Annotated in this window: 29 protein-coding genes and 1 riboswitch; of the genes, 5 read left to right on the top strand and 24 right to left on the bottom strand. The window is 44.8% G+C overall.

The window, feature by feature from the left end; all coding sequences use genetic code 11:
* Nucleotides 1-32 precede the first annotated feature (32 nt).
* From rsbU to acpS, 9 genes are all read right to left on the bottom strand, one after another.
* Nucleotides 33-1040: a phosphoserine phosphatase RsbU gene (rsbU, locus tag JMN17_RS18955; RefSeq protein ID WP_202328969.1), complete on the bottom strand. Its 1008-nt coding sequence runs from the start codon at nt 1038-1040 to the stop codon at nt 33-35.
* Between the two features lie 11 nt (nt 1041-1051).
* Entirely contained in the window at nt 1052-1453 is a 402-nt protein-coding gene (rsbT, locus tag JMN17_RS18950) for a serine/threonine-protein kinase RsbT (protein ID WP_003240352.1), read from the bottom strand.
* Nucleotides 1454-1456: 3 nt separating this feature from the next.
* On the bottom strand, nt 1457-1822 hold the full coding sequence (rsbS, locus tag JMN17_RS18945) for an RsbT antagonist protein RsbS (protein ID WP_003225190.1): 366 nt from the start codon (nt 1820-1822) through the stop codon (nt 1457-1459).
* Nucleotides 1823-1825: 3 nt separating this feature from the next.
* On the bottom strand, nt 1826-2650 hold the full coding sequence (rsbRA, locus tag JMN17_RS18940) for an RsbT co-antagonist protein RsbRA (protein WP_202328962.1): 825 nt from the start codon (nt 2648-2650) through the stop codon (nt 1826-1828).
* Between the two features lie 113 nt (nt 2651-2763).
* The gene (ndoA, locus tag JMN17_RS18935) at nt 2764-3114 is read right to left on the bottom strand and encodes a type II toxin-antitoxin system endoribonuclease NdoA (protein ID WP_003156187.1); all 351 of its coding nucleotides are present in this window, start codon (nt 3112-3114) and stop codon (nt 2764-2766) included.
* Between the two features lie 4 nt (nt 3115-3118).
* Entirely contained in the window at nt 3119-3400 is a 282-nt protein-coding gene (gene endB / locus JMN17_RS18930; RefSeq protein WP_003225183.1) for a type II toxin-antitoxin system antitoxin EndoAI, read from the bottom strand.
* A gap of 117 nt (nt 3401-3517) precedes the next feature.
* Nucleotides 3518-4687, bottom strand: a complete 1170-nt coding sequence (gene alr / locus JMN17_RS18925) for an alanine racemase (protein WP_202328954.1) — start codon at nt 4685-4687, stop codon at nt 3518-3520.
* A 114-nt stretch (nt 4688-4801) separates the two neighbouring features.
* Complete coding sequence (locus JMN17_RS18920) at nt 4802-5818, bottom strand: LolA family protein (protein WP_202328952.1); 1017 nt, start codon at nt 5816-5818, stop codon at nt 4802-4804.
* 164 nt (nt 5819-5982) lie between these two features.
* Nucleotides 5983-6348: a holo-ACP synthase gene (acpS, locus tag JMN17_RS18915; RefSeq protein WP_087992961.1), complete on the bottom strand. Its 366-nt coding sequence runs from the start codon at nt 6346-6348 to the stop codon at nt 5983-5985.
* 94 nt (nt 6349-6442) lie between these two features.
* On the opposite strand from acpS, the gene JMN17_RS18910 reads away from it, so the two are divergent.
* Complete coding sequence (locus JMN17_RS18910; RefSeq protein ID WP_087992962.1) at nt 6443-7042, top strand: rhomboid family intramembrane serine protease; 600 nt, start codon at nt 6443-6445, stop codon at nt 7040-7042.
* Here the strand turns inward: JMN17_RS18910 and JMN17_RS18905 are convergent.
* The 5 genes from JMN17_RS18905 to JMN17_RS18885 all read right to left on the bottom strand — a co-directional run bounded on the left by JMN17_RS18905 (nt 7039) and on the right by JMN17_RS18885 (nt 13574).
* Nucleotides 7039-8520 (bottom strand): PH domain-containing protein, encoded by a 1482-nt coding sequence (locus JMN17_RS18905; protein WP_087992963.1) that lies wholly within the window; start codon nt 8518-8520, stop codon nt 7039-7041. The two genes, JMN17_RS18910 and JMN17_RS18905, sit on opposite strands and share 4 nt — an antisense overlap.
* Complete coding sequence (locus tag JMN17_RS18900) at nt 8510-8989, bottom strand: PH domain-containing protein (RefSeq protein WP_087992964.1); 480 nt, start codon at nt 8987-8989, stop codon at nt 8510-8512. The genes JMN17_RS18905 and JMN17_RS18900 overlap by 11 nt, the downstream gene beginning before the upstream one ends.
* A gap of 171 nt (nt 8990-9160) precedes the next feature.
* Complete coding sequence (gene cshA, locus JMN17_RS18895) at nt 9161-10645, bottom strand: degradosome RNA helicase CshA (RefSeq protein WP_141113424.1); 1485 nt, start codon at nt 10643-10645, stop codon at nt 9161-9163.
* A gap of 399 nt (nt 10646-11044) precedes the next feature.
* Nucleotides 11045-12418, bottom strand: a complete 1374-nt coding sequence (locus JMN17_RS18890) for a UDP-N-acetylmuramoyl-tripeptide--D-alanyl-D-alanine ligase (RefSeq protein ID WP_087992965.1) — start codon at nt 12416-12418, stop codon at nt 11045-11047.
* Nucleotides 12419-12488: 70 nt separating this feature from the next.
* Nucleotides 12489-13574, bottom strand: coding sequence for a D-alanine--D-alanine ligase (locus JMN17_RS18885; protein WP_087992966.1), 1086 nt, complete (start codon nt 13572-13574; stop codon nt 12489-12491).
* 153 nt (nt 13575-13727) lie between these two features.
* Here JMN17_RS18885 and JMN17_RS18880 point away from each other — a divergent pair, with 153 nt between their 5' ends.
* A complete protein-coding gene (locus JMN17_RS18880) occupies nt 13728-14048 on the top strand; it encodes a thioredoxin family protein (RefSeq protein ID WP_087992967.1) in 321 nt (106 codons plus the stop codon).
* Between the two features lie 14 nt (nt 14049-14062).
* Here the strand turns inward: JMN17_RS18880 and JMN17_RS18875 are convergent, their stop codons facing one another.
* A complete protein-coding gene (locus JMN17_RS18875) occupies nt 14063-14935 on the bottom strand; it encodes a cation diffusion facilitator family transporter (RefSeq protein WP_087992968.1) in 873 nt (290 codons plus the stop codon).
* A 245-nt stretch (nt 14936-15180) separates the two neighbouring features.
* On the opposite strand from JMN17_RS18875, the gene JMN17_RS18870 reads away from it, so the two are divergent.
* Together JMN17_RS18870 and fbpB are read left to right on the top strand one after the other, a co-directional pair.
* Complete coding sequence (locus JMN17_RS18870; protein WP_087992969.1) at nt 15181-15345, top strand: Fur-regulated basic protein FbpA; 165 nt, start codon at nt 15181-15183, stop codon at nt 15343-15345.
* A complete protein-coding gene (fbpB, locus tag JMN17_RS18865) occupies nt 15299-15478 on the top strand; it encodes a Fur-regulated basic protein FbpB (RefSeq protein ID WP_087992970.1) in 180 nt (59 codons plus the stop codon). Before JMN17_RS18870 ends, fbpB begins: the two co-directional genes overlap by 47 nt.
* 28 nt (nt 15479-15506) lie before the next feature.
* On the opposite strand, the gene JMN17_RS18860 is transcribed toward fbpB, so the two are convergent.
* The 9 genes from JMN17_RS18860 to dctS form a co-directional block, all read right to left on the bottom strand.
* Nucleotides 15507-16649 carry an acyl-CoA dehydrogenase family protein gene (locus JMN17_RS18860; RefSeq protein ID WP_087992971.1) on the bottom strand — a complete coding sequence of 381 codons (1143 nt, stop codon included), beginning with the start codon at nt 16647-16649 and terminating at the stop codon, nt 15507-15509.
* Nucleotides 16650-16780: 131 nt separating this feature from the next.
* Nucleotides 16781-17116, bottom strand: a complete 336-nt coding sequence (locus JMN17_RS18855) for a hypothetical protein (protein ID WP_019257527.1) — start codon at nt 17114-17116, stop codon at nt 16781-16783.
* A gap of 94 nt (nt 17117-17210) precedes the next feature.
* Nucleotides 17211-17978 carry an ABC transporter permease gene (locus JMN17_RS18850; RefSeq protein WP_087992972.1) on the bottom strand — a complete coding sequence of 256 codons (768 nt, stop codon included), beginning with the start codon at nt 17976-17978 and terminating at the stop codon, nt 17211-17213.
* Complete coding sequence (locus JMN17_RS18845; protein WP_087992973.1) at nt 17971-18897, bottom strand: ABC transporter ATP-binding protein; 927 nt, start codon at nt 18895-18897, stop codon at nt 17971-17973. The genes JMN17_RS18850 and JMN17_RS18845 overlap by 8 nt, the downstream gene beginning before the upstream one ends.
* A gap of 91 nt (nt 18898-18988) precedes the next feature.
* Nucleotides 18989-20227, bottom strand: coding sequence for a dicarboxylate/amino acid:cation symporter (locus tag JMN17_RS18840; protein ID WP_087992974.1), 1239 nt, complete (start codon nt 20225-20227; stop codon nt 18989-18991).
* A 73-nt stretch (nt 20228-20300) separates the two neighbouring features.
* Nucleotides 20301-20433, bottom strand: a riboswitch (cyclic di-AMP (ydaO/yuaA leader).
* Between the two features lie 46 nt (nt 20434-20479).
* A complete protein-coding gene (locus tag JMN17_RS18835) occupies nt 20480-21532 on the bottom strand; it encodes an AI-2E family transporter (RefSeq protein WP_087992975.1) in 1053 nt (350 codons plus the stop codon).
* A 148-nt stretch (nt 21533-21680) separates the two neighbouring features.
* Nucleotides 21681-22946 (bottom strand): C4-dicarboxylate transporter DctP, encoded by a 1266-nt coding sequence (gene dctP, locus JMN17_RS18830; RefSeq protein WP_087992976.1) that lies wholly within the window; start codon nt 22944-22946, stop codon nt 21681-21683.
* 119 nt (nt 22947-23065) lie between these two features.
* Complete coding sequence (locus JMN17_RS18825) at nt 23066-23746, bottom strand: response regulator (protein ID WP_087992977.1); 681 nt, start codon at nt 23744-23746, stop codon at nt 23066-23068.
* A complete protein-coding gene (gene dctS / locus JMN17_RS18820) occupies nt 23736-25343 on the bottom strand; it encodes a two-component system sensor histidine kinase DctS (protein WP_202328950.1) in 1608 nt (535 codons plus the stop codon). The genes JMN17_RS18825 and dctS overlap by 11 nt, the downstream gene beginning before the upstream one ends.
* A 71-nt stretch (nt 25344-25414) precedes the next feature.
* Here dctS and JMN17_RS18815 point away from each other — a divergent pair, with 71 nt between their 5' ends.
* Complete coding sequence (locus tag JMN17_RS18815) at nt 25415-26467, top strand: TRAP transporter substrate-binding protein (protein ID WP_087992979.1); 1053 nt, start codon at nt 25415-25417, stop codon at nt 26465-26467.
* The last annotated feature ends 14 nt before the right edge of the window (nt 26468-26481 follow it).

The following is a 26481-nucleotide window of genomic DNA, read 5'->3' as shown; positions in this document are numbered from 1 at the left end:
ATTAATTGTTGTATACCCCCGGCTGGCTGATGCTAAACCTTTCTTCGCAAAACAATTAACGTAAAATCATCGTGAAGCTGAAAGTCCTGCAATTTGAGGAGGCTGTCATAAATGTTTTTGACCATTTCCTGCGCAGAGGAACACATATGTTCCTCAATGAGTTTCTGCAGATCAGGACGCTCCAAGAAACCGTTTTCCGTTCTGCATTCTGTGACGCCGTCAGAAAATAAAACAATCATATCGCCCTTATCGAGATGCTGATCAAATTGTTTGTAGTCATAATCCTGCGAGATGCCGAGAACGAGCCCTTTGGCCTCTAAATCGTAAAACGTGTTGTCTTTTTGAGAATAATAGAATCCCGGTTCATGTCCCGCCGAAGCATATGTAAATTGATGCTTGTCCATATTGTAATTGGCATAAAGCATCGTAATAAACATACTGGCGTCAACGTTTTGTTCGACAACCCTGTTTAAATTTTTCAGCACCTGAGAAGGATGTATGCCCGTTTCCGGCAAAGAGTCCATCGCGTATTTAATCATGGACATACAAAGAGCCGCCGGAATGCCTTTTCCGATCACATCCGCGATTGCGATATTAATGGATTCCTTGTCTTTGACAAAGTGGTAATAATCACCGCTCATCTGTTTAGCGGGCACACTGATGGCACCGATATCCAGCGCTTCTTCCTGCGGAACCTTTGTTCCGAGCAGCGTCTGCTGGACATTTGCCGCGATTTCAATTTCTGATTTAATTTCCTGCTGTATTCCCCTGAGGGTTTGATGCTCCTGATAAGCCATTCCATATCCAATCATGACTTCTATTAAAAAATCCAGCGAATGAAAAACATCTTCCGGGAGACTCGGATACAGCTCCTTCAGCACTTTTCGGTGAATGCTGATGATTTCTTCCGGAGGAATTTGATGCTCGATTGTTTTTCGGCTGAATTTTTGTGCTTGATATAAAGATGTTTCTGTTAATTCAGCTATATATCGACTAAGCAGCTGATGATACCGCTGCTCAATAACCTCCCTAAAATCCACTTTCTTACCTCCTACCGAAGCCATTTAATGGCTTGTATCTCTGTTCCTTCCCCCGATACGGAATTTAAACTGAATTCATCCATCAGCCTTTTGACACCAGGAAGTCCCGCTCCGAGTCCGCCAGACGTTGAAAATCCGTCTTCCATGACTTTACGGATATCAGGAATTCCCGGCCCTTGGTCTTCCGCTATGATTTTCAGGCCCTTTTTTCCTCTGTCAGCGACCTGTTCAATACCAATCTGGCCTTTGCCGGCATACAAATAAATGTTCCTGGCTAATTCTGAAATAGCCGTTGTAATTCTAGCCTGGTCTACCGTGCCGAAACCCAGTTCTTTTGCAACATTTCGCCCCAGTTGTCTGGCCGCCACAATATCCCATTCTGTCATGATTTTTACACAGGATTGGTCGTTCATTCGCTATTCCCCCAATTCCCGCTTCAATGTCTCAAGCCCCTGCTCTAAGTCGAGCGCAGTTTCGATTTCCTCAAGTGCGATTCCAAGTTCAATCAGCGTAACTGCCACAGCGGGCTGAATGCCGGTCAAGACCACTTTCGCCCCCATTAACTTAGACATTGTAATGACGTCGCCCAGCACTTTGGCGATAAATGAATCAATCATATCTACAGATGTCAGGTCAATCACGACTCCGTTGGCACCTGTTTCGTATATTTTATTTAATAAGTCTTCTTGAAAGGTCAATGCTGTTTGGTCATCAAGTTCCCATTGAATGGACACTAATAAGCAATTATACAGTTTCAAGATCGGGATTTTCGGATGTCTCAAATGTTATTCCCCCAATGAAACGATTTTTCGATCCGTCATTTCCAATGCTGTTTGAATTCCTTTTTGCAGGGTATTCTTAGTAATAATCTGGGATAAATCAATGCCCAGGTTGACAATGGTCTGAGCAATTTCCGGACGGATGCCGGCGAGCAGGCATTTCGCGCCGACAAGCCTTACCGCTTCAGACGCCTGAATAATATGATGGGCAACCATCGTGTCAACGACAGGAACACCTGTGATGTCAATCAGCACGACTTGTGACCGGTGTTTGACGACACCGTTAAGAAGATTTTCCATAATTCGTTTTGCACGTTCGGTATCTATTGTTCCGACCAGCGGCATCACGGTGATGTTTTCAAACACCGGGATAAGCGGCGCAGATAACTCCTGCAGCGCGATTTTTTGCAAGGATACGGTTTTTTCCCACGAGATTGAGTATTGGTTGAAGATTTCTATATTAATCGGGCTGAAAAAGCGGTCAAGCTGCCAGATTAATTCCGTACTCTCTTGATCTGGCAATCTCTTATCGTTCATCTTCGTGTAGAGACGCTTCCAGAATTCAGCAAGCGCCGTAGCCAGAAACTTCAAAGAAAGTCCAATTTGGACGGTTCTCAGCGCCAGTTCGCTGATCTGGCTTTCAGCAGCGCTGTCGTCCTTAACAGACTGCAGAAGAATGTCGATATATTCCTTAGATATATTTTCATACACTTGGTCAGTCAGCTGGTATGATTCTTTTTCGCTTAATTCTCTTAGTGTGTCAGTCCACAGTTGGAGCAGTTCATTTTGATTCTCGGCAATGAACTGGTATACAGTCTGATTCGACATCAAATTCGCTTACCTCCCGATAAAAAACAACATATTTTTTGTTATTACACTATTATATCGTTTATGTTTTTTGAAAACAAAAAAAGTTGCTCGATTTGAGCAACCTGCACATATGTCTAAAAATCAATGAGTGCCAAACTGATTTGTAAGGCTTCATCAACCTTATCCATCATTTCATCATCCAGATGAGTAATCTTATCCGTTAACCTTTGCTTGTCAATCGTCCGAATTTGCTCCAGCAAAATAACGGAATCTCTTTCAAAACCGTAGCGTTTTGCATCAATTTCGACGTGGGTTGGTAATTTCGCCTTCTGTATTTGCGCTGTTATGGCTGCAACAATAGCAGTTGGGCTGAAGCGATTTCCGATGTCATTTTGGATCACTAAAACCGGGCGCACCCCGCCTTGTTCTGAGCCAACAACAGGAGATAAATCAGCAAAATAAACATCGCCGCGTTTCACAATCAAATGATTATCCTCCGCTGACTAAGCGCTCAACTGTCGTTTCAGCCTCGCACTCCGCAAAGTGAGCCTCAGAAGAAATATTCAGGTTGATTTTCGCCATTTCCATATAGCCGCGTCTCATCAAATCACGGTTGTGACGAGTTGTTCGTTCGCTGACATACGCTCTCACTGCTTGTGATATCAGTTCGTTTCTGCTTCGTTTCTCCCGCATCGCTACACCATCCAATTCAGCTACTAGGTTTTCGGGCAAGCTGATTTTCATTTCGGTTCTTGCGCTGGATTCAGACAAAAAACATACACCTCCACCAAACTTACGGATACGACTCTTTTATCCATCCAGTGATAATGATACCATTATTCACTCTTCAAGCAAAGCTGTTTTATGAATTCTCCATTATGAGATGAGCTATTTGCTTTTATTTTCCTGCACTAAAGGATTTCTTACTTCCATTATACTCCCATTTTCCAAAAACATACGGGGAACCCGGGAACTTATTGTACAAGACACCTCATAGTTAATGGTTTCGAACCTGCCTGCAATTTCATCCATGGAAATATATTCATCTCCCTGCCGGCCTATTAATGTGGCTTTAGTGCCCGGCGGATATTCCTGATCCAGCTCCACCATAAATTGGTCCATGCAGATCCGGCCGGCGATCTTCAGCCGTTTTCCCTTCACAAGGATTTCGGTTCCTTCCAACTTTCGAAGCCAGCCATCCGCATAGCCGACAGGCACCGTCCCGATCCATGTATCTTTTTCCGCTGTGTATTCCGCTCCGTAGCTGACGCTCTCGCCTTTTCTGATCAGTTTGACATGCGACAGCGTTGAATGCAGAGTGAAAGCGGGGCGCAGCTCAAACGGTATTTCGTCCGTCATGTCGGCTGACGGACGGAGGCCGTACATGCCGATGCCGAATCTGACCGCGTTGAAAAAGCCTTTTTTCAGCCTGAGGCCGGCGGCGCTGTTCGCACAGTGCACCATCAGTTTCTTGAGCGGCAGCGGAGCAATCAGTTCTTTAAAGCGCTCAAACTGCTTTAAAAAATAGCCTCTTTCTTTTTCATCCGCTGTCGCAAAATGGGTAAATACCCCTTTGCATTTTAAACGAGGGTTACGGTCAAGAATCGCCATGACGTGATGAACTTCTTCTTCTGTTTTTACGCCAAGCCTGTTCATCCCCGTATCGACCTTTAAATGAAAATGAAGAGAACCTTTTTTCATATGGCGGGCGGCTTCCTGAAGCCATTCAACAGAATAAGCTGTTATTGTCACGTCATATTCTGCCGCGATTGATACATACTCAGGGGGAACCGCGCCGAGCACCAAAATCGGCGCTTTCAGGCCCTTGTTGCGCAGTGAAATCGCTTCATCGAGAATAGCCACTGCCAAGCATGAAGCACCTGCGTCAAGCGCCGCTTTCGCTGTTTCTGCATCGCCATGCCCGTAGGCGTTTGCTTTCACAACTGCCATTAGGTGGACATGTTCGCCGATATGTTCTTTCATATTGCTGACATTTTCCTTTATCGCGGACAAGTCGATTTCCGCCCACGTATTTCTGTAAAAAGGTTTTGTGGTCATTATGACACTTCCTAGCTTTTATTCAATATCATTTACATATCATACTAAAATTTAAGGCCGAAGGGAAACGATGCAAGACGAAAAAAAGGCCAAATCATGTTTGGCCTTTGGCGGTTATTTAGATGATTGTCCCTGCATGCTTTTCGCGACTGTCACCATTTCCTCTTTCGTAAGATCTTTAGATGAGAGAAGGTAATCTACGCCATCATACGTCCATGATAATGATGCATCCGACAAAGCGCCGATGGTGTAACCGAGATTCACCGGTTCGCCGTTCAGCCTAACTGAGGAGGAAGCCTTGGCAATTTGGGCTTTTTCCTGAATTAAGGTAAATGATTTTTCTCCTCCGTAGGTCATGATGATCCGCTTCCCATCTTCAGTAGAGATATCTTTTTCTTCTAGCAGCTTTACGCCAAGCGGCAGTTCAAGCGGCGTTTTGACCGCGAATGTATCGGATGGCTTCGCGCTTGTGGCAACGTCCATTTGGGAAAGGGTCATATTTTTCTTCTCGTCAAAGGATTCTTTGTCGAAATGTTTATTGAATTCGAAGCTGCTGAATTCTACTTTCACCATGACTTTTCGGTCAGTATCCATGACTTTGACCGATGACGGGCTCATATCTTTTTTGTTAAACGTGATTTCTTGCGTTGGCAGCATTTTGTTATGCTGATAGTTCGTTTTTGTTTCAAATACGTAGTTCTTTTCTTTCGCAGTGAAAACCGCATCTGAATCGTTTTGAACATCCTTTACGAGCGATTCAAACAGATAGACCTGGCTGCTGTTGTTCGGCCAGTCGCTTTGAAATCTGAAGCTCTTATTTAAAGACGGCGTGAGAACAAATACTCCGTTTTCATTTCGTAAAATGACTTGGTTTTGGTCCTTTTTCGGATTTTCTAGATAAACCCTGTACAGAGACGGCTTTTTGTGCCAGATTTCCACATTGTATACTTGAGGCTCACTCCCTGTCTCGATGGTCATTTTCGCTTTTGCTTTGTACGAGGTATATTCTTTCGCCTTTTCATCTAACCCGGTCACAATATCTTGCTGTGTTTTTTGCCCGCAGGCAGAAAGAATAAGGACAGCAAGCAGTCCCGTTAAAAGCAAAACAAAGCTTTTTCTCACCTTTTTCAACCCCTTTTTCTCAATTGATGTAAAAGGAAGAAATCGCTTGTTTGACTTTAACGGTACGCTCGGTACACGTTAGGCAGAACGGATGCGTACCATAAAAGCCTCAAACAACTTGTCTCCCTTAATGCACTATCAAATATATGAGTGGGGCGCCCCTAATATGCAGACTAGCTTGACAACCTTTCAATCACCACCTGCGCGGCCGCGTATTCCTTTGTATGGGTGATTGATACGTGAACGGCGGCTTGGCTTAGTTTTGCGCAAATGATATAAGGCTTGCCATTTTGGTCTTTCTTAATTTCAATATCCTGAAAGCTAAGCTGCTTTCCTATACCGGTGCCAAACGCTTTCGAGAAAGCTTCTTTTGCCGCAAATCTGCCCGCGAGAAACTCGATTTTTCTTTTCTCTGAAAGCTCATCATATTGATCAAGCTCGTTTCGCGTCAAAATCCGCTCAGCAAATCGTTTCTGGCGGCCGGCCATAGAAGCGATCCGTTTAAGTTCGGTGATATCTAGTCCTATGCCGTATATCATGGGTGATAACCTCCTTTGCGTATGTACTATTTGAATGGTTTGTCTCATAAACGTGTTACTATAGAAATACCAAAATGAAGAAAAGGGGCTCGGAATGTTTATACGGACCGAAAATTTTCAAACGTTTATCAGGCTTTATCCCGTTGTCACCTTTATATTGGCTTTGCAAGCTGTTCTCTGGCTATTTTTTTCACTTCCTGTGCATTCAGTCGTGTTATGGAGAGATACCGTCACAGGCTATAATCTAGGCGTTGCAAACGGTGAATGGTGGCGGCTGATCACACCGGTTTTGCTGCACGCCGGTTTTACCCATCTGCTGTTTAATTCCATGTCGATCTTTTTATTTGCCCCGGCTTTGGAGCGTATGCTGGGAAAAGCGCGTTTCCTCCTTGTGTACGCCGGCTCCGGCATCATCGGCAATATCGGAACATATGTGACAGAGCCGCTTGATTACGTGCATGTCGGGGCTTCAGGCGCGATATTCGGGCTGTTCGGCGTGTATCTGTTTATGGTTCTTTTTCACAAAGAACTGATCGGGCAGGAGCACTCCAAAATGATTGTCACACTGCTCGCATTTGCCGTTCTGATGTCGTTTATCAACTCCAATATTAACATGATGGCCCATCTGTTTGGACTTTGCGGCGGGTTTCTTCTCTCCTTTTTATGTGTGCAAAAAAAAGAGCGGCGGTATTAACCGTCCGCTTTTTCATATGAGTACCAGTTCAAAATGAAGTCCGCATCCTTTTCACCTACATCCCTCACTGTTAATTCTTCCATATGGCTTGATGATTTTACCGCGGTAGAAATGGTATACAGGCGGCCTTTCTTTTGAAAATAGGATTGGCTGAATTTGCAAATCTGCATTCGTCTTTTCAGCACAATCGCGGTTGTTCTGCCGATAAATCTTGACGTCAGCTGAAGACGCTCCCCGTTGATCGTCCATGCTGCATCCTTATATGCGAGGTAGCCGAAGAACAATTCAATCGGCAGCAGCATGATCGACAGGTAGCCCCATGGCTGAAAAAAGATACATATTGGGATAATCAAAAAAAGTGAAAAAATGACGGAGCGGAACAAATATCGTTTCAACGCGCGCCGCGGCAGACGTCGGACGTTTTCTTCCAGCGTGTATTCCGGCGTAAATGTCTGAAGCATGTGCGGGAGCTTCTTTTTATGAATCATCGGAAAAAGAATCGTCAAAGCGCCTTCTTCTTTTTCCCGCTCGCCGCCGCCCGCGCTGACAATGGACACCGTCACATAGCCGAATAACTGGCGGATGATATTTTCTTTGATTTTAATGGCTTGTATTTTTCGGAGCGGGATCGTGACTTGATGTTTTTCGATAATCCCTCTTGAAATGACCAATTCCTGCTCTTTTTTTATAACTTGAAAGTTCGCGTATTTAAACATCATACCGGCGATGCTGAATATCCAGACGATAAATAAACCGATAAAAATGAGTACCGCATAAATGCCGATGCTGGCGTGCTGAAGGAAGGAGAATTTATCGAAAAACCAATCCATCGGCAGCACTTCATCAAGCTGAGAAATAAGCGCAAATACAGCGGAGATAATCACTCCGATTCCGCCGGAGGTAGAGGCGGCCATGAGCAACTCTTTCATGTTCATGCGATAGCGCTCTTGCGGCTCAACTTCCGGAGTCTGCTCCTGTTCTGCTTCCAGCAGCTCTTCATCGTGTTCGCTTTCGTGACTTTTTGCTTTTTTCTTAAAGACGGATTCCTTAATGCGTTCGGCTTCTTCAACAGAAATAGCCGACAGAACAGCTTCCGCCTCCTTGCCTCCGCCTGCCGTTTCAATTTGCAGCTTCACAAGCTTAAAGATTTGCTGTATCACGCCCGCGCTCGTATTCATCGTTTGAATCCGATCGATCGATATGTATCGCTTTTTCGTGACAAACAAGCCTTCTTCAATTCTGAATTCGTCATCTTCGATTCGATAGGTAAACCTTCTCCATTTGATGATGCTTGCGGCCACAAGCCAGATAAACAGCACACCAAGCGCAATAGCTCCGTAAAAACGGACCGTATGGTTTGAATTAACGATATACACAAAAAAGAATGGCAGAATGATATTTTTAATCGTTTGAATAATGGTATGGCATAAATTCAAAATGACTGCCGCCGGGTGCAGGCGTTTCGGTTCAGACATCATCTTCAGTCACCCTTGCCAGACGGGAAATAGAGTCTCTCAGTCGATCCGCTTCCTCCATCTCTAAAGCGGGGATCGAATGAACGGTCGCGGCCGTGGAAATTTTCACAGTTGCCAGGTTGTACTTTTTCAATAGCGGCCCTTGAGACGTATCGACGTGCTGAACCCTGACCATCGGGACAATCACACGCGTCACTACAAAAATACCTGACTGAATATCGATTTCATGTTCATGGACTTCATAGCGCCACACTTTATGACGGATCTTTGGAATGATAAAGACCGTCACAATCGAACCCAGCAGCCAAATCCCGCCGAGCACGCCGCTGATCGAGTACGGCCAATGAAAATAATAGCTTAACACTGCAACTGCTATGACGATAAGCAAGCAGACAGCGGATATGATGATCTCTTGAAGTCGCCAAACCTTTAATCCGTCTGGACTGATTTGGTTTTTAGGCTGCTCTCTCAAAATACCTACCTCCCGTTTTTTTATCTTTACTTATACGTCTCTTATACAGAAAGGTTTCATTCTTAAGCATACAGAGAAAAACAGCTTCCGTCAGCTCAAAGTTTGCTGAATACCAAGTCGTAAACATAAAAAAGCCCAAAACGACATGTTTTGGGCTTCTAATCGATAGAATTAGTAAGATTTTTTCTGGCGTCTGTCACCTGAAGAACGGCGATCGTTTGAACGCTTTTTGTCGTAGGAAGAACGGTTGTTGTTTTTCCCTTTTCCGCCGCGATAGCCGCCGCCTTGTCCATCTCTGCGTTTAGAAGAGCGCTGGTTCTTGTGGCGTTTGCCGACCATCGGCGCTTCGTCTGTTAAGCGAATCGGTGTGTTGTCCGGCTCTTTTGTAGACATCTTGATAGCCGCCGCAACCACTGTCACTGCATCATGATCTTCAAGCAGCTCAGCTGCCGCTGTCATGTAGAAGTTCAGGTTGTTTTCACTGATTGCCGTGCGAAGGCGTTCAACCGTAACCTGCTGCTGGCCTTCTAACGCTTCATCAAGTGTAGGCTCCTTCATGCGGTCCATTTTGCGTTTTGTTGTTTGTTCAATTGCGCGAAGCATGCTTTTCTCACGCGGTGTAATGAACGTCATCGCCATACCTGTTTTTCCTGCACGGCCTGTTCTTCCGATACGGTGAACATAGCTTTCAGGATCTTGAGGCACGTCGAAGTTGTACACGTGCGTAACACCAGAGATATCAAGTCCGCGAGCGGCAACATCAGTTGCAACAAGAACTTCGATTGCGCCTTCTTTAAATTTGCGAAGTGCAACCATACGTTTCGCCTGCGTTAAGTCACCGTGAATTCCTTCAGCCGCATATCCGCGAAGGTTCAAAGCTTCAGCCAGCTCATCGACACGGCGTTTTGTACGTCCGAAGACGATCGCAAGCTCAGGAGACTGAATGTCAAGAAGACGAGTCAGTGTATCGAATTTTTTACGCTCCTGCACTTCTAAATAGAACTGCTGAATGTTAGAAACCGTCATTTCTTTTGCTTTTACTTTCACGTGTTCCGGCTCAGTCATGAAGCGCTCCGCAATACGTTTGATCGGCGCTGGCATCGTAGCAGAAAACAGAAGTGTCTGATGCTCGCTCGGCACGTTTGAAAGAATAGATTCAATGTCGTCAATGAATCCCATGTTCAGCATTTCATCCGCTTCATCCATTACAACAGTGTTTACATTGTTTAAACGAATTGTACGGCGGTTAATGTGATCAAGAAGACGTCCAGGTGTTCCCACAATGATATGCGGGTTTTTCTTTAATGCCCGAATTTGTCGTCCAATATCCTGTCCGCCGTAAATAGGAAGAACCTTCGCACGCTTATCTTGTCCGATTTTATATAATTCTTCAGATACTTGAATGGCTAATTCACGGGTTGGCGCGATTACGATTGCTTGAATATTAGGAGACTCGGGGTTAATTTTTTCAACAAGGGGTATACCAAACGCTGCTGTTTTACCTGTACCTGTTTGCGCTTGTCCAATGACGTCTTTATTTGAAAGTCCGAGCGGTATCGTTTGTGCCTGAATCGGCGTTGCTTCTTCAAATCCCATACGGTTAATTGCTTTCATGAGATCAGAACTTAAATTAAAATCTTGAAACGTTATAGTCAAATTATTCAAACTCCTTCTAATTGCTGTGTCAGTAATGTCGTGATTTACCACCAAAAACTGCCCTTTCCACAAAAAGGACAGGTCCATACGTATACAAAGCCCGAATTACTTCTAAGTTTTATCTTACCATTACACTATTTGTTTTTCAATAAAATGAGAAGCAGATTGGCTTCTCGAATATGCCGGCTGCTGTTTCATCCGCTCCCAAATGTCCGGCGGGAGAACTTCGGGCAGGCGAATGAAAGTCCGGACAAATATTTTCGAATCGCAAAATAACCTGTATTTATTGTATCATAGCCGCAGCCAGCCAGACATACATTATTTCAGGCCGGCATACATTAGTGTTTGCACATCATTCTATTTTATGATGCAATATGCGTTTTTTTCGCAGGATTTTTTTTATGAAAGCGGGCTGTCTATTAAATCTTTAACGATTTCTTCAAGCTTCATACCTCTGGACGCTTTGAATAAAATCAAATCCCCTTTTGACGCGCTTTCCTTCACGGCTTGAAAAAGATCTTTTTTCTCGGTGAAGTGGCTGACGCGTTCTTTCTCAAAGTGGTTCAGTGCGCCTTCCGCAATAAAAGCGCCCAGCTTTCCGTACGTAAAGACGCGGTCGATTTTCTCAGGGCTGATGACTGCGCCGCACTCTTTATGGAATGTTTCTTCAAGATCACCGAGTTCAAGCATATCGCCGAGCACAAGCATTTTTTTTCCGTAGCCTTCAAGGCTTTCTGTCAATTGAATGGCAGCCTTCATTGAAGTCGGGCTGGCATTGTAAGCGTCATTGATAATCGAAATGCCGCTGTCTGTTTTGATGAGTTCGAGCCTCATGCCGGTTACCTTTAGTCCGCTCAGTCCTTTTGCCGCGTCATCAGCCGTGATGCCGAAATAAGCCCCCGCGGCGATCGCAGCCATAGCGTTCATGACATTGTGCTTGCCGAGTACCGGAATAAAAAACGATTTTTCCATCCCTTTAATTGTAAAATGGGTTCCCGCTTCACTCTGGCTGACATCCTGAAGCTGATAATCATTTTGCGCTCCCGATCCGTACGTTTTCGTTCGGCAGCTGTATGCTTTTTGAAGAAGCGGTTCATCCCCGATATAAATCAGCACTCCGTCTTCTTTAAGCCCGTTAATGATTTCAAGCTTCGCCTCTGCAATGCCCTCTCTTGAACCAAGATCTTGCATGTGGGATTCGCCGATATTTGTAATCACAGCCGCATCCGGGTTTGCCAGGCGGCTCAGGAGGTCAATTTCTCCTTTAGCGCTCATTCCCATCTCCAATACGGCGATCTCCGTATCTTCAGGCATGGATAAAACCGTCAGCGGCAAGCCGATGTGATTATTAAAGTTCCCTCCTGTTTTGTGAACACGGTACTGGGTTCCCAAGACGGCGTGAATCATATCTTTTGTTGTCGTTTTGCCATTGCTTCCGGTTACCCCGATGACACGCGTGCCAAGCTCCTGTAAATAAGCTTTTGCAAGTTGCTGAAGAGCGGAAAGGGTGTCGTCAACTAAGATGACAGCCTGTTCCTCGGGCGGATTTGGTTCTGACCGATCCCAAAGAACGGCCGCTACACCGGCGTCAAAAGCCTGCTGCACAAATGTGTGTCCGTTAAAATGTTCCCCTTTCAGCGGGATGAAAAGCTGATCTTGTTCCAGTTTCCTTGTATCAGTTGCCACTCCATGAATGACTGTTTGTTCGTATTGCGGATTTGTCAATGTGCCTTTGACCATCTCTGCCATATTTTTTATGGTTCGCTTAATCAAGTGCGGTCCCTCTCTTTCTTTTTGTATACGGGAAAAGACACTGCCCTCTTACCGGCAGTGTCCATCTTCATTAGAATGTATGCTTAATCAATTGTTTCTCAGCGTGGCGTTCTTTTGCAAGCTCCACAAGCTGTTCAATAAGGTCAGCGTATTCCACTCCCGCCTCTTTCCAGAGCAGCGGGAACATGCTGAAAGGAGTAAAGCCAGGCATTGTGTTAACTTCATTGATCAGAACTTCGCCGTCTGCAGTCAAGAAAAAGTCCGCTCTGACAAGTCCTGAACCATCGATCGCTTTAAACGCCTTAATTGCCATATCACTGATTTTTGCGTATTCCTCATCGGTCACGTTTGCCGGAATCACCAGATCAGTATCTCCATCCTCATATTTCGCTTTGTAATCGTAGAAATCTGTCTTCGGTGCGATTTCTCCCACAACAGAGCATTTAGGATCATCATTTCCAAGTACGCCGATTTCGATTTCTCGGCCATTAATTCCTTCTTCAACGACAACTTTTCGGTCATATTGGAATGCAAGCTCGAACGCTTTTTGCAATTCTTCACGGTTTCGGCATTTGCTGATTCCGACACTTGAGCCAAGGTTCGCCGGTTTTACAAAGCAAGGATAGCCTAATTCCTGTTCGACCTGCTCACAGCTTTCTTCCGGAGAACGAGTCCAGTCTTTCTTAAGGAAAGCTGCGTATTTAGCCTGAGCTAGGGCGGCTTGCGCGAATAGATGTTTCATCACGACTTTATCCATGCCTGCTGAGGAAGCAAGCACGCCGTTTCCAACATATGGAATATTCAACAGTTCGAGCATTCCTTGAATCGTACCGTCTTCTCCGTTCGGTCCGTGGAGGAGCGGGAATACGACGTCGATGGCTTCATTTTGCTGTGACGCTTCCTGCGGAAACATCTCCTGATTCAGGGCAGCTGGAGAAAAAGCACTGCCTCCTTGCTCAAATTGAAGCATTTTCACGTTTGAAACAGGCTCAGTTAAACGAGCGCCTCTTACCCATTCGCCTTTTTCAGTTATATAAATCGGATGTATATCAAACTTCTCAGTATTAAGCGCTTTGATTACAGCCAGAGCCGTCTGCAGTGAAACATTATGTTCAGCCGACTTTCCTCCGTACACTAATCCTAGACTTGTTTTCAATGGATACTCCCCCCACTACAATTCATCTTTACTATCTTATCACTTTCACGAGAAAATGATCTAATTATTTTTGGGCATGCTGATGCTGAATGCATTTGTATGTAATTCCTTTTTATTTTATATTAAAATGGCATTGAAAAGGAGATGTGACATATGAAAAAAATCACGACTAACGAACAATTTAATGAACTGATTCAATCTGATAAAGAAATTATTGTGAAGTTTTATGCAGATTGGTGCCCAGACTGCACACGCATGAATATGTTCATCGGCGATATTTTGGAAGAGTACAATCAAAACGATTGGTATGAGCTGAATAAGGACAAGCTTCCTGAGCCGGCTGAAAAATACCAAGTAATGGGCATTCCCAGCTTACTTATCTTCAAAAACGGTGAAAAAACAGCTCACCTTCACAGCGCCAATGCCAAAACGCCTGAAGAAGTGACTGAATTTTTATCTGAACATATAAGCTAATTCGTTAAACAGCCTTATTTTATGTCGTCGGGCTCTACATGAACATGAACATGAGTGACATCGTGTTCATGTTTTATTTTGTCTTCTACTTCATCCGCCACACCATGGCCTTCCTCTACTGTAAGCTTCGGATCAACCGTAATGACCATCTCAATATGAACTGTGCTGCCTAAATACCTCGCTTTCACATCTTTTAAACGATGTACATTCTCAATTCTGCCGACAGTCTGTTTGTAAGGCTCAAGATCTTTTAAGTGAAAGCCGTCTGTTAACGAATGTGAAGCGTCTTTAAAGATATCCCACGCCGTCTTGCAAATCACGATGCCGATGATAAAAGCTGTTACCGGATCGATCCACGGCAGCTGCAGCTGGGCTGACATCACACCTATAAACGCTCCGGCACTTACAAAGGCGTCTGACCTGCTGTCTTTTGCCGCCGCCATCAGAGCAGAGCTTTTAATGGATGCCGCCAGCCTTTTGTTATATAAATAGATGCCATACATAAACACAGCACTTCCTAACGCCGTCCATGCTGCAATAAGACTTGGCGTTTCCGTTGTTCCGTCCGCAATCGCTCTTCCTCCGCCAATTAACACTTCAATGCCGACAACCATCATTATAAAAGACGCAACGAGGGACGAAATCGTTTCAGCCCGATAATGGCCATATGGATGATCGTTGTCAGCCGGCCTTTGAGAAATACGCAATCCAATCAGTACCGCTACTGACGCTACAATATCTGTTCCATTATTTAATCCGTCTGCTCTCAGCGCTTCGGAGTGATAGAGAATCCCAACGACTAGCTTCACAACAGCAAGGATGACATATGCGAAAATATTGAGGAGCGCCCCTTTTTCTCCCTTTTTCAGATTTTTTGTCCGCTCCATTGAATATCAGCCTCCAATCTGTTACATAGTATGGTTCAAAACATAAAAAATAGCAGCAGCATTCAATGCACAGGAACATTTCGACAGCAATTATTGCCCGGGAAACATTTTGTCGATCTGTTGAATATTTGCAAATTGATGAAAGAATAGGACTGTTTTCACCTTTACAGGTTATTGGGGACATTGTATACTGTGGTTAATTGATAATGATTATCAATATCGTTTGATTGGAGGTTGGTGACACAATGACACCTCAGTCTGGAGAAATCAGAAAAAAACAGCTCATTCATCTGTTAATACAGAATGGTATATACAAAAAGTCCACGCGTCATTTATATGAATTGTCGCTGACAGAGTTAGAAAGTGAATACAAACATGTCAGGAGGGAACCAGAGCATGTCGAAGCGTAAAGTAAAAACCTACCAGCAGCTGATCCAGGAAAACAAAGAGGCGATTATGGGCAACCCAAAGCTGATGAATATCATTTATGACAGAATCGACCGCAAGCATCAAAAAAATCTGCAAGAGCAAAACAATACATAAAAAGAGCCGGGAAGGCTCTTTTTTTTCATCACTCAAACGCTTCTGAGGCCAGCTTTTGGATTACCGCATCATCCATCGGCGGGTTATGGAGGCCTGCGCGCGCATCACGATAATAGCGCTGAAGCGGGTTGGTTCGTTCTAGGCTTTTGGCACCGACAATTCTCATCGCTTTATCGACAACAGACAGCGCAGCATTTGTGACGATATGTTTCGCCGCACCGAGCTCGCTTCTCAAGTGAGGGCGGCGCTCCGGATCATCATACAATTGGGCGATATGGAAAAGAAAATGTCTGGCATTAGTCAGATCAAGCTCCATTTCGCCTGTTCTTTGCTGTACGGCCGGGACATTTTTGATCGGTCCCTTCAAACTGTTTGGAGAATACTCAGACGCAAATTGCACCGCATAGTCTCGCGCTGCTTGAGCAATGCCAAGATAAATCGCCGGGATGTGAAGCAGCCAGCCATTTGGCTTTGCTCCCCGAGGCCCTTGAAGCAATTCCACCAGTTTATCCTCATCAAGCGTTACCCCATTCAATACAAGGTCATGGCTTCCAGTAGCCCGCATCGCCATCATATCCCACGTTTCTTCAATCGACAATCCGGGATCATCTTTATGAATGAGAAACACGCCTGTTGATTGTTTTTCTTCAATCCATGCCGTGACTAAAAAATAATCCAGTGCTTGCGACATCGTCGTAAAGGTTTTTCTTCCGTTCACTGCCCATTTGCCATCCTTTTTGACGGCGTTTGTACCGGGGCGCCCTCCTCTTGTCGGGCTTCCGGTGTTCGCTTCTGTCGCCGCCCTGTTGATAACGGCTCCGTTTTGAACTTCCTTTGCAATAAACGCAAACACGTCTTTATCCCAGCTGTTGCCTTCTCCGAGCTCTCCGATTACGCTCATATGCCAGCCGATGCTTAGCGCTGCGGGAGCGTCTCCCCGTGCCAGCCGTTCTTGATACAGGAGCATATCGTAAACAGAAATGCCCCCTCCTCCATGAGATGCCGGCAATGTTAAAGCCGTATACCCAGCATCACGCAGTTTTTGTATTTTTTCTGCAGGAAACCGTCCCTGTTCGTCATCTTCAGCGGCCGTTTGCTGAAATTCATCCGCAATCCGTCCGATTCTCTCCATCCATTGCCGCTGTTGATCGTTTTGTATAAATAATGACATCCGGCAGCCCCCCAAGGTTTTAATTCCGATAAATTTAATATGTATTATAGATTTCCTGCCATTATTCCGCAACTGTTAACCTTTTTGTCGGGGATAAAAAAAATACGCCGTTCCGCAAGGGAACAGCGCGATTAGACAGGATTTGCATCCCGGTCTTGTTTCATGCCGAGATAAATCAGCATATATGTCAGGTACCCCATTGTCATCACCAAGCCGCCAAAGAAAAAGCTCGAGAAAATCGGCTCTTCAAAAGCGGTTACTGCCGCAAGCACAATCCAGCTTGCATACAGATAGATGATAAAATAACGGATGCCCGTCTTCATTTTATATATCATGTACAGCCCCGCGAGAGAAAACAATCCAAGCGCGAGTCTGAAATAAACAAGATGCTCAAACTGAAACATGAATGACACAAATGAGAATCCAAGCAGCAATACGATCGGTAAAGCGGTAATAAAGTTCCTCAATCGAGACACCTCCGTCAGTACCTTTAGTATAAACCAAAATATCAGCTGATATTGATTTACGTGATTTTTTTCACAAAAGTGTCATTCCTTGCCTTTATACCCGGACATCCCGTTTACAGAAGCACCACCAGCCAACCGCAATGAAAAATATGGCATGTATGACGATAATCCCCACTGAAAACAATGGCGTCATGCCTGAAAACAACACGGTCTGGCCGCTGCTGTATTGGGTAAAGTCAGTGTTCGCAAAAAGTAAAAAGCTGCCCCATTTGTTTTCAAACAGCTTCATGAGCTGGACAAGTGTACTCGCTCCATATAAAACGACAAAAGAAACGACGACAGCTACCGCGCTGTTGCGGAACAGCGAAGAACAAAGCAGCCCGAACAATCCCATCATTACGGCTTCAAGCCAGTTTGACCCGATCAGCTCCAAAGTGTTGATCAGCAATGCTTGTGATTCTGAAGTCACGGATGTGCCAAAAAAGATAAGACCGAATAATAATGCCAGAATGTAGTATGCCAAATACAAATAAAAGCTGGCCATCACAATTGTGATTAATTTTGACCAAAAAACCTTTTGACGTTTAACCGGACGAATGAGCAGAAATTTGATCGTCTTTTTATCAAACTCCATCGAAACAATTGTCGCTGCAATCACGATCGTTAACGCCTGCAGCAGGATGTTCAGGCTCGGTGTATACGAAAAATAGCCGATGAAGTTTTCATCTGTCCCGGCACTGATGACAATCCGTTTAATGATCAAAGCCATGAAAAATTGAAAGACCGCCATCAAGATAAGAGATATCAATGTGACCTTCCGATTAAAAAGTTTCATATGTTCATTCCAAACTAATTTAGACAAGCTCTTCTCCCTCCTCTTGATGGACAGTTGTCGCTTTTATGAATTCATCTTCCAGTGATTGCGTGTAAGGCATAACGGAAAATACATCCAGGCCTTGTCCGACAAGTGAGCGGTTCAGCTCCGGAATGTTTTCTTTTGCTACCTCAACAACAATCGCCCCGTCTTGCCGCTCAGCTTGATATTGATTGCTTGTCAGCCAATTGAGTGCTTTTTCTTCCGGCTGCACTTCAATGATTGCTTTTTCTGTTGTTTGATCTGTTCCATATAAGCTGACTTCCGCTTTGATCTCGCCTTTTTGAATAATAATGACACGGTCACACAGATCTTCAACCTCGCGCAATAAATGGGTGGCGAATAGGACTGCTGTCCCTTCCTTTTCCGCGAGCTCTTTAATATGATCGCGAAAATCCTTCATGCCAGCGGGGTCCAGACCGTTTGTCGGCTCATCTAAAATAAGAAGCTTCGGCCCGTGAAGGATCGCCTGCGCAATGCCAAGTCGCTGGCGCATGCCAAGGGAATAGGTTTTGACCTTATCATGAATCGCTGACGTCAGCCCGACACGTTCCACCACTTCATCAAGCCGTTCATCCGCTATTTTTTTGTGCATATTCGCAAAGTGCTTGAGGTTTTCCCAGCCTGTCAGGTACGGATAGAACTCTGGGTTTTCGACGATCGCCCCCACAGCTTCCATCGCTTGTTCAAACTCTGTATCATGCTGGAATCCGCTGATTGTCACACTTCCGCTGTTTTGTTTTAACAGCCCGACGATGATACGGATGAGTGTTGTTTTCCCTGAACCATTCGGGCCGAGCAGGCCGATGATTTCTCCCTCCATGACGTCCATGCTGATCTGTTTTAAAATCTGTTTAGACCCGATCTTTTTATCGAGGCCTTTAATATGTAAAATCGGCTCAGCCATAAAGCCTTCCTCCTTTTTCGGCAAAAAATAAACAGTGCCCAACAATTAGGCACTGTTTGTATTATAGCATTTGTTGCTTCCAAATGTTTGGTTAAACCGATAGAGTCGACGTTTGCTCAGGCTGTTTGTTCTTCTCTGTTTCTGTCACAATGACAGCGCAGGCCGCGTCTCCTGTTGTATTTACAACTGTACGAAGCATATCAAGCAGGCGGTCAATTCCAAGGATCAACCCGATTCCCTCAACAGGCAGACCGACAGATTGAAGCACCATAGCAAGCATAATCAAACCGACTCCCGGAACACCCGCGGTTCCGATACTTGCTAATACAGCCGTCAGTACGACCATCAGCAGCTGCGTGAGTGTCAGATCATGCCCGAATACCTGGGCAATGAAGACGGTGGCTACCCCTTGCATGATGGCTGTTCCGTCCATATTAATTGTAGCGCCCAGCGGCTGGACAAAGCTGCTGATCGGCTCAGGCACCTTTAGTTTTTTCTGTGCCACATCCATGGAAACCGGCAGAGTCGCATTGCTGCTGGAAGTACTGAACGCGACGACCATAACCTCTGAGAAATCTTTAAAGAACGTAATCGGATTTCTTTTGGCGATAAGCGCTACCGTAGATCCGTAGGTTACGACTGCATGTATCAATAATGCAATGGTTACTACAAGCATGTACAAGCCCATCGCTTTCATTGCACTGAACCCTTGGCTTCCCACGGCTGTCGCAATCAAACCGAATGTGCCATACGGAGCAAACTTCATGACCAGATTCACTAGGTACATCATCAATTCATTTCCTTGCTCAACAACTTTGAGAAGCATATCCGCTTTTTTACCGAGCATTGTAATCCCAAGCCCGACAAAAATGGCAAAAGCGATAATCTGCAGCATATTCCCCTCGGTCATCGCTTGAACAGGATTGGTCGGAATAATGTTTAACAGGGTGTCCGCAATACTTGGCGCTTTTTCAGCAGTGAATTCGGCAGACGATGTATCATATGTTCCAAACTCTCCCGGTTTGATGACAAGAGCTAAAATGATGGCAATGGTAATCGCCACTGCAGTTGTGACGAGAAAATAAGAAATCGCCTTTACACCGATTCTGCCAAGCTTCTTAGGATCGCCCAGTCCAGCTACTCCCAGTGTCAGTGAGAAAAAGACAATCGGAACGACAAGCATTTTGATAAGGTTTAAAAAGATCGTACCAAGCGGACCGAATACAAACTTATTCAAATTTTCAAATAATTCAGGTGATGTCAGGTTAAGAATAATTCCCGTCACCGCACCCAGCACCAATGCAATGATTATCTTTGTAGCCAGCTTCATCTGCATTCCTCCCTTTTTTGAAAAAAAGCCCGCGAGAGACTCCCGTGGGCTTTGGCTATAACATCAAACCACTGGATTCTCTCTTCACGCTGATGAGGTTAGCTGACGGGTTCGGACGAAGAGATGTCCGTTTTTCTGACGAAAAATTAACCCCAAAAGATCGGGTCCCCCACTCCTTAGTTAAAAGGATTAAGCGTGTGGCTTACTATTGTATGATAGTTTATTTATACAGAAAAGAACCAATTTTGTAAACTATTTTTTGTTACTTTTTTCTTGGAATCTTTTGGGTCCATCTTCCTTATTGGTCACATCAAGGATATCAAGGAGAAACACAAAGATCGGAATCCCGATAATTAAACCCCAAATGCCTAAAAAGTGCTCAGAGAAAATGAGTACTATGAAAGTGAAAAAGATCGGCAGTTCTGTTTTCGCAGACATCAGCTTCGGATTTAAGAAATAGGTTTCGATCGCATGTATGGCGAATATGACAAGCACAATGTAGAGCACATACATTCCGCCGCCTGTGCTGTATGCGATAATACTGAGCGGAATCAAAGAAATGACAACGCCTGCTACAGGAATTAATCCAAGGAAAAACACCATAATAGAAAGCCCAAACAGCTGCGGGAAATGCATAATCCAAAGCGCGATAAACGTCAGAACACAGTTGACGAGCGCAATGATAAATTGAGCCTCAAGCACTTTTCCGAACGTTCTTGCAAATTTTCTTCCGAAGAAAGCAATTTCCTCATAAAAGACCGCCAGTTTGCTCGTTTTAAATTTCCCCATAAATTCTGAAAGCCGTTTTTTCTCAAATAAGAAAAACATGCTGAGAACGAGCGCCATTACGACCTGCAAGCCAAATGTGCTGATATCGGCCAGATACGTATACACCACATTGAAACCCTCTTTGACATATGAACTGATATTAATATCTCCGAAAACACTGGTGATCTCATCAAAGAAAGGGATGGTGTCCGGGTGATACGCAATATGTTTAATCTGCTTAGCCAGCTGCTGAATCTGCGCCGCGACGATCGGATAAAAAACAAATCCCCCAACTGTAAGCAAAACAGCCAGCAACACGTAAAGAAACGTAATGACAACCCGCTGGCTCACGCGGAAGAATCGACTTGCGAACTGCCGTACGACAAACTCCAAACGATCCATTAGAAAGGTGAAAATGAAAGTAAGCAAGATTAAGTTGATCATGCTCTTAAATAGATATAACACACCAGTTAACACGACAAAGACGGAAAAACGCCTTACTCCCGGGTGCTGAAAAAATTTAACTAAAGCGGCCATTTATACACCCCTGTTAGGACAAACGTCCTTAATTCAATATAGTATCCATCTGTAAATTATATAACAAAAAAATGCTGAGGTCTCTGTCATTACCTTAATAATTCTTAAACAATTAAAAAAACGGCCCCATGGATGAGCCGCTCATTTCTTAAACTGCTGTTTTCATTTTTTTCATGTCTTCAACAGCCTCTATGCTTTTTGCTTCATCGAATTCATTTTCGCTTTTTGCAACAATGATCGTGGCGATTCCGTTTCCGATCAGGTTCACAATCGCTCTTCCTTCACTCATGAAACGGTCAACCCCAAGCAGGAGTGCAAGACCCTCCAGCGGAATGACCTGAAGCGCTGACAGTGTTGAGGCAAGGACGATAAATCCGCTTCCCGTCACACCGGCCGCTCCCTTCGATGTCAGCATCAGAACGAGGATAATTGTAATTTGCTGGCCAATGCTGAGGTCCACTCCAAACACCTGTGCCAGAAAAACCGTCGCCATTGATAAATAAATCGATGTGCCGTCAAGGTTAAATGAATAGCCCGTCGGAATGACAAGCCCGACAACGGATTTTGAACAGCCGTAACGCTCCATTTTATCCATCATACGCGGAAGCACCGATTCTGAAGAGCTTGTGCCAAGCACGATCAGAAGCTCATCTTTAATAAAGCGCAGGTAATTCCACAGACTGAATCCGTAAAGCTTGCAGATGATATTTAAAGCTACAAATACGAACAGGAACATCGTAATATAAACAGACATCATTAAACTTGCCAGCGGCTTGATGGAATCGAGACCGAAGTGCCCGATCGTATACGCCATCGCCCCGAATGCCCCGATTGGCGCCGCGCGCATGATATAGCCGATGATTTTGAAAAAGACGTGAGAAATCTTGTCGAAGAAATCAATGACGCTTTTCCCTTTTTCACCTAATGCCGCAAGACCGACTCCGAAAAGAATCGAAAAGAATAAGACCTGCAAAATGTCCCCTTTTGCGAAGGCATCAACCATGTTGGACGGAACAATGTGTGTGACAAATTCAATCCAGTCGATTCCCTGACCGCCATTTTGCGTGTATTGTGATACATCACCCTTTTCAAGCTTGCTGTAATCAAGCCCCGATCCCGGCTTTATAATATTAACGACGAACAAACCGATAATGAGTGCGAGAGTTGTGACAACCTCGAAATAAATAAACGCTTTTCCCCCTACTTTTCCAACCTTCTTCATATCGCCCATTTTTGCAATCCCGAGAACGATAGTGAAAAAAATGATTGGGGCGATCACCATTTTAACAGCGTTGATAAATGTATCGCCAAGCGGTTTCATTTCTTTTCCGATATCAGGCCAGACCAGCCCGACAATGACCCCGATGATGACCGCAGTTATGACCTGAACTGTTAAATTTTTAAACAGTTTCATATTCTGCATCCCCCTGTCCTATTCGCCTTTGTGTCTTTCTTACTAGAATGATAGCGTTTTCATATAAGGTGGGGAAGTTTATGATCATAACGGACATTTTGGTCTTTTTGGTCTCAGGTTTATCCTTTAAACACGTAGCGGTTGACAGGACGGCCGATTCCGCCGTATTGAACGTCCAGCTTAATGGTTCCGTTTTTTTCTAGATAATCAAGGTATCGCCTCGCTGTCACTCTGGCGATACCGAGCGCCTTGGCGACCTCTTCTGCAGAAAGAGATGCGGTTTGCCGCTTCAAAATAGCAGTGACTTCATTCATCGTAAAATGATTCAATCCTTTTGGCAGATCCTGTACGGCCTGCTGCGGAATATTCAGGATCGCATCGAGCTGTTCCTGGGACAGCGTATCGTTCGCTTCTATTTTTTGTTTATATTGCTTGTACTTTTCAAGTGCCTGTCTCATTCGCTCAAGCTTAAATGGTTTTAAGATATAGTCAGCCGCTCCATTTTGCAGCATAAGGGAGATCGTTTCTTTGTCTTTTGCAGCGGAAACGACAATGATATCCACTTCAAGCTTTTGCTTTCTGATCTCCTGCAACGTTTTGATCCCGTCTTTTTTCGGCATGTACACATCGAGAATGACGAGGTCGGGCTGTTTTTCTTTAATTAGCTTGATGCCTTCTTCTCCGTTTCCCGCTGTTGCACAGACAATAAAGCCGCTGACAGTTGTGATGAAATCCTTGTTTACCTCTTGAACCATCGGATCATCTTCAATGAGCAGAACCTTCCATTCTTTAAGAGCCATGCTGTGCTTCCTCCCCCTTCATTGGAAAAACGATAGAAAAAGCTGATCCTTGCCCTGCGTGTGAATCCACTTCTACCGTGCCCGATCCTTTGTCTGTTATTTGTTTGACTAGATACAGGCCATAGCCTGTGCCGCCTGTTTTATTGACTGTAAATCCTTTGTCGTAAAGGTGCGGCATATGTGCTGATTCAATCCCGCAGCCGTTATCTTCTATTAAAATTGCCAGGATATCATCCGTTTGTTCGATGCTGATGTCAATCCGTTTGTCATTAGATTGAACCGTTTCAAATGAACCGAAGGCATTTTCAATCAGGTTGCCAAGAAGCACAACGATATCATGCTGATCAACATGCTCGGGAAATTGCTGAAGGCTGCTGTTTTCATCAATATGAACAACAATGCCGAGCTCCCTTCCTCTTCTGATTTTACTTAATAGAAGGCCAGCCGCAGCGTCATTTTGAATCAAGCGATGAAGAAATTCAGTCACATTTTCCTGCTCAGTTGACGCCCGGAATGCAAGCTGCAAGGCTTTTTCAGATTTCCCCAGCTGGATGAGGCCGGCGATCGTATGCAGCTTATTCATATGCTCATGGTTTTGGACGCGGAGCGCCTCTACAAAGTTTTTGACGCCGGTCAACTCCTCCGCCATCTTAGCCGCTTCCGTTCTGTCCTGAAAAATCGCGACGGCGCCGATGACTTTTTTCTTCATGACGATCGGAATTCTGCTGCTCATAATCACTTTTCCGCTGACGCGAATTTCTTCATTATAAACCGCTTTGTTCCGCTCCACGATTTCGGGCAGGCGCGAATCCTTAAGAACCTCCCAGATCACCTTTCCGATCAGATTCCCCTGCACCTCAAAGATCTGTTTCGCTTTTTCATTAAAAATCGTAATGTTAAGCCGGTTGTCGATGGCAATCACGCCTTCGTTCATGGAATGAAACGTCGCTGTCCGTTCTTCATACATTCGGACAATCTCATGAGGCTCAAGCTGAAACATTTGTTTTTTGATATGGCGGGCCAGCAGAAAGGAACCTGCAAGGCCGAAGCCGAGTGTCAGTACAACGATGAATGCGATATCGTGTTTTAACTGAAGCAATATGTCCGTGATCCCCGGCAGTGTTTTCCCGACAAGCACCACGCCGATCTGGTTCAGCTCGTGATCCTTCACCGGATAAAAAGCGCGGACCGCCGTGCCGATCTCGCCCTTTGCTTCTGAGAAATAAATATGCTCCGCAAACGCCGCCTCTTCGTCTGCACCCTTGGATTTCTTGCCGATACTTGTACTGACAGGATGCGTGTAGCGGATGTGATTCATATCCATGACGACGATATAGTCTGCTTCATTAATCATCCTGATCTCTTCAACCGCATGGCGAACAGCCTCTGTTTGTTTTTTTCGCGCCAAGGCCTCTTTTACTTCTGTCATCTCCGACACCGTCCGGGCCGTATTCATCAAACGTTTTTTCAGCTCCCGCTCCTCTGTATGCTGGATATTGCCGATGAGCACAATGCCGCCGATCAAAAAGGAGAAAATGACGAGTATATAGGATAAGATCGTGATTTTCCAACGGATTGAGAGCTTCTTTTTGTTCATCATCTTCTCCTTTCAGGTCTTTACGAATGGCATGGGCCCCATTATCCTTAAAACATAGGGGAGGGCTTTTCATGAAGAGTTTGCTTGCATGTCTCGCACTGATGATCGCCGGAATTGCAACCGCTTTATTTATCGGATTCCATGATCGTTCCAGCAGTGAAGAAATCGTTTATGATGACGACCAGGAAGGCTTACAGGATCAAATCGTGTTTACATTCAGCCATGTGGTTGCCGAAAACACACCGAAAGGGCTGGCCGCCAATAAATTCGCCGAGCTGGTAAACGAGAAATCAGGCGGAAAAATAAAAATTGAAGTGTTTCCGAATGGAAGCCTCTATTCGGACATTGAAGAAATTGAAGCATTGCAAAACGGCGATGTTCAGTTTATCGCCCCCTCCACATCGAAGCTCGGCATGCTCTCGCCTGAATGGGGCGTGCTGGATCTGCCGTATGCATTTACAGATTACAATGCCGTCAAAAAAGGGCTGCACGGCAGCATCGGCACACAGCTGTTTGATTCCCTAAAGAAAAACCAATTAAAAGGCCTCGCCTATTGGACAAACGGCTTTAAACAAATCACGACAAATGAAGGGCCGGTCAAAACCCCGGATGATTTAAAAGGTCAAGATCTCCGCATTATGCAAAGCGATGTGATAGAGGATCAGTTCAAGCTGCTTGGTGCAACGCCTCATCAGGAATCCTTCAATTCTACCTTTCAGCTGTTAGAAAACAATACAGTCGATGGCGAAGAAAATACCATCTCAAACATCTATTCTAAAAAATTTTATAATGTTCAGGACCATTTGACAATAAGCAGCCACGGTTATCTCGGCTACGCTGTCATGACGGATGAGCACTTCTGGAACGCGCAAACACCGGAAACACGGCGCGTTTTAACGGAAGCGATGAAGGAAACGACAGAGTGGAATGAAATGCATGCCGAGCAAATGAACAAGGAGCAGCTGGAAGTCATCAAAATGAGTTCTTCTATTCACATCTACGAGCTGTCAGATAAAGAGAAAAAAGAATGGATGAAGCGCCTCGATCCTGTTTACCGGCAGTACGAGCCTATCTTCGGCCGGAAGCTGATTCAGGAGCTTTTGGAGCTGCGAGGTGATTCGTAGTCCCCAACTCGATA

The organism is Bacillus sp. RHFS10 (assembly GCF_016757475.1).
GTDB classification, from domain to species: domain Bacteria; phylum Bacillota; class Bacilli; order Bacillales; family Bacillaceae; genus Bacillus; species Bacillus subtilis_G.
This window is presented reverse-complemented; position numbering and strand designations above follow the sequence as displayed.

Excerpts from the sequence above, each read along its gene's own strand:
- JMN17_RS18845 (WP_087992973.1), bottom strand. The coding sequence starts at position 18,897 with ATGGCTGAGCCGATTTTACATATTAAAGGCCTCGATAAAAAGATCGGG.
- JMN17_RS18825 (WP_087992977.1), bottom strand. The coding sequence starts at position 23,746 with ATGGCTCTTAAAGAATGGAAGGTTCTGCTCATTGAAGATGATCCGATG.
- JMN17_RS18835 (WP_087992975.1), bottom strand. The coding sequence starts at position 21,532 with ATGGCCGCTTTAGTTAAATTTTTTCAGCACCCGGGAGTAAGGCGTTTT.
- dctP (WP_087992976.1), bottom strand. The coding sequence starts at position 22,946 with ATGAAACTGTTTAAAAATTTAACAGTTCAGGTCATAACTGCGGTCATC.
- JMN17_RS18910 (WP_087992962.1), top strand. The coding sequence starts at position 6,443 with ATGTTTATACGGACCGAAAATTTTCAAACGTTTATCAGGCTTTATCCC.
- JMN17_RS18815 (WP_087992979.1), top strand. The coding sequence starts at position 25,415 with ATGAAGAGTTTGCTTGCATGTCTCGCACTGATGATCGCCGGAATTGCA.
- acpS (WP_087992961.1), bottom strand. The coding sequence starts at position 6,348 with ATGATATACGGCATAGGACTAGATATCACCGAACTTAAACGGATCGCT.
- JMN17_RS18875 (WP_087992968.1), bottom strand. The coding sequence starts at position 14,935 with ATGGAGCGGACAAAAAATCTGAAAAAGGGAGAAAAAGGGGCGCTCCTC.
- JMN17_RS18870 (WP_087992969.1), top strand. The coding sequence starts at position 15,181 with ATGACACCTCAGTCTGGAGAAATCAGAAAAAAACAGCTCATTCATCTG.
- JMN17_RS18840 (WP_087992974.1), bottom strand. The coding sequence starts at position 20,227 with ATGAAGCTGGCTACAAAGATAATCATTGCATTGGTGCTGGGTGCGGTG.
- rsbT (WP_003240352.1), bottom strand. The coding sequence starts at position 1,453 with ATGAACGACCAATCCTGTGTAAAAATCATGACAGAATGGGATATTGTG.
- JMN17_RS18860 (WP_087992971.1), bottom strand. The coding sequence starts at position 16,649 with ATGTCATTATTTATACAAAACGATCAACAGCGGCAATGGATGGAGAGA.
- JMN17_RS18905 (WP_087992963.1), bottom strand. The coding sequence starts at position 8,520 with ATGATGTCTGAACCGAAACGCCTGCACCCGGCGGCAGTCATTTTGAAT.
- dctS (WP_202328950.1), bottom strand. The coding sequence starts at position 25,343 with ATGAACAAAAAGAAGCTCTCAATCCGTTGGAAAATCACGATCTTATCC.
- JMN17_RS18880 (WP_087992967.1), top strand. The coding sequence starts at position 13,728 with ATGAAAAAAATCACGACTAACGAACAATTTAATGAACTGATTCAATCT.
- alr (WP_202328954.1), bottom strand. The coding sequence starts at position 4,687 with ATGACCACAAAACCTTTTTACAGAAATACGTGGGCGGAAATCGACTTG.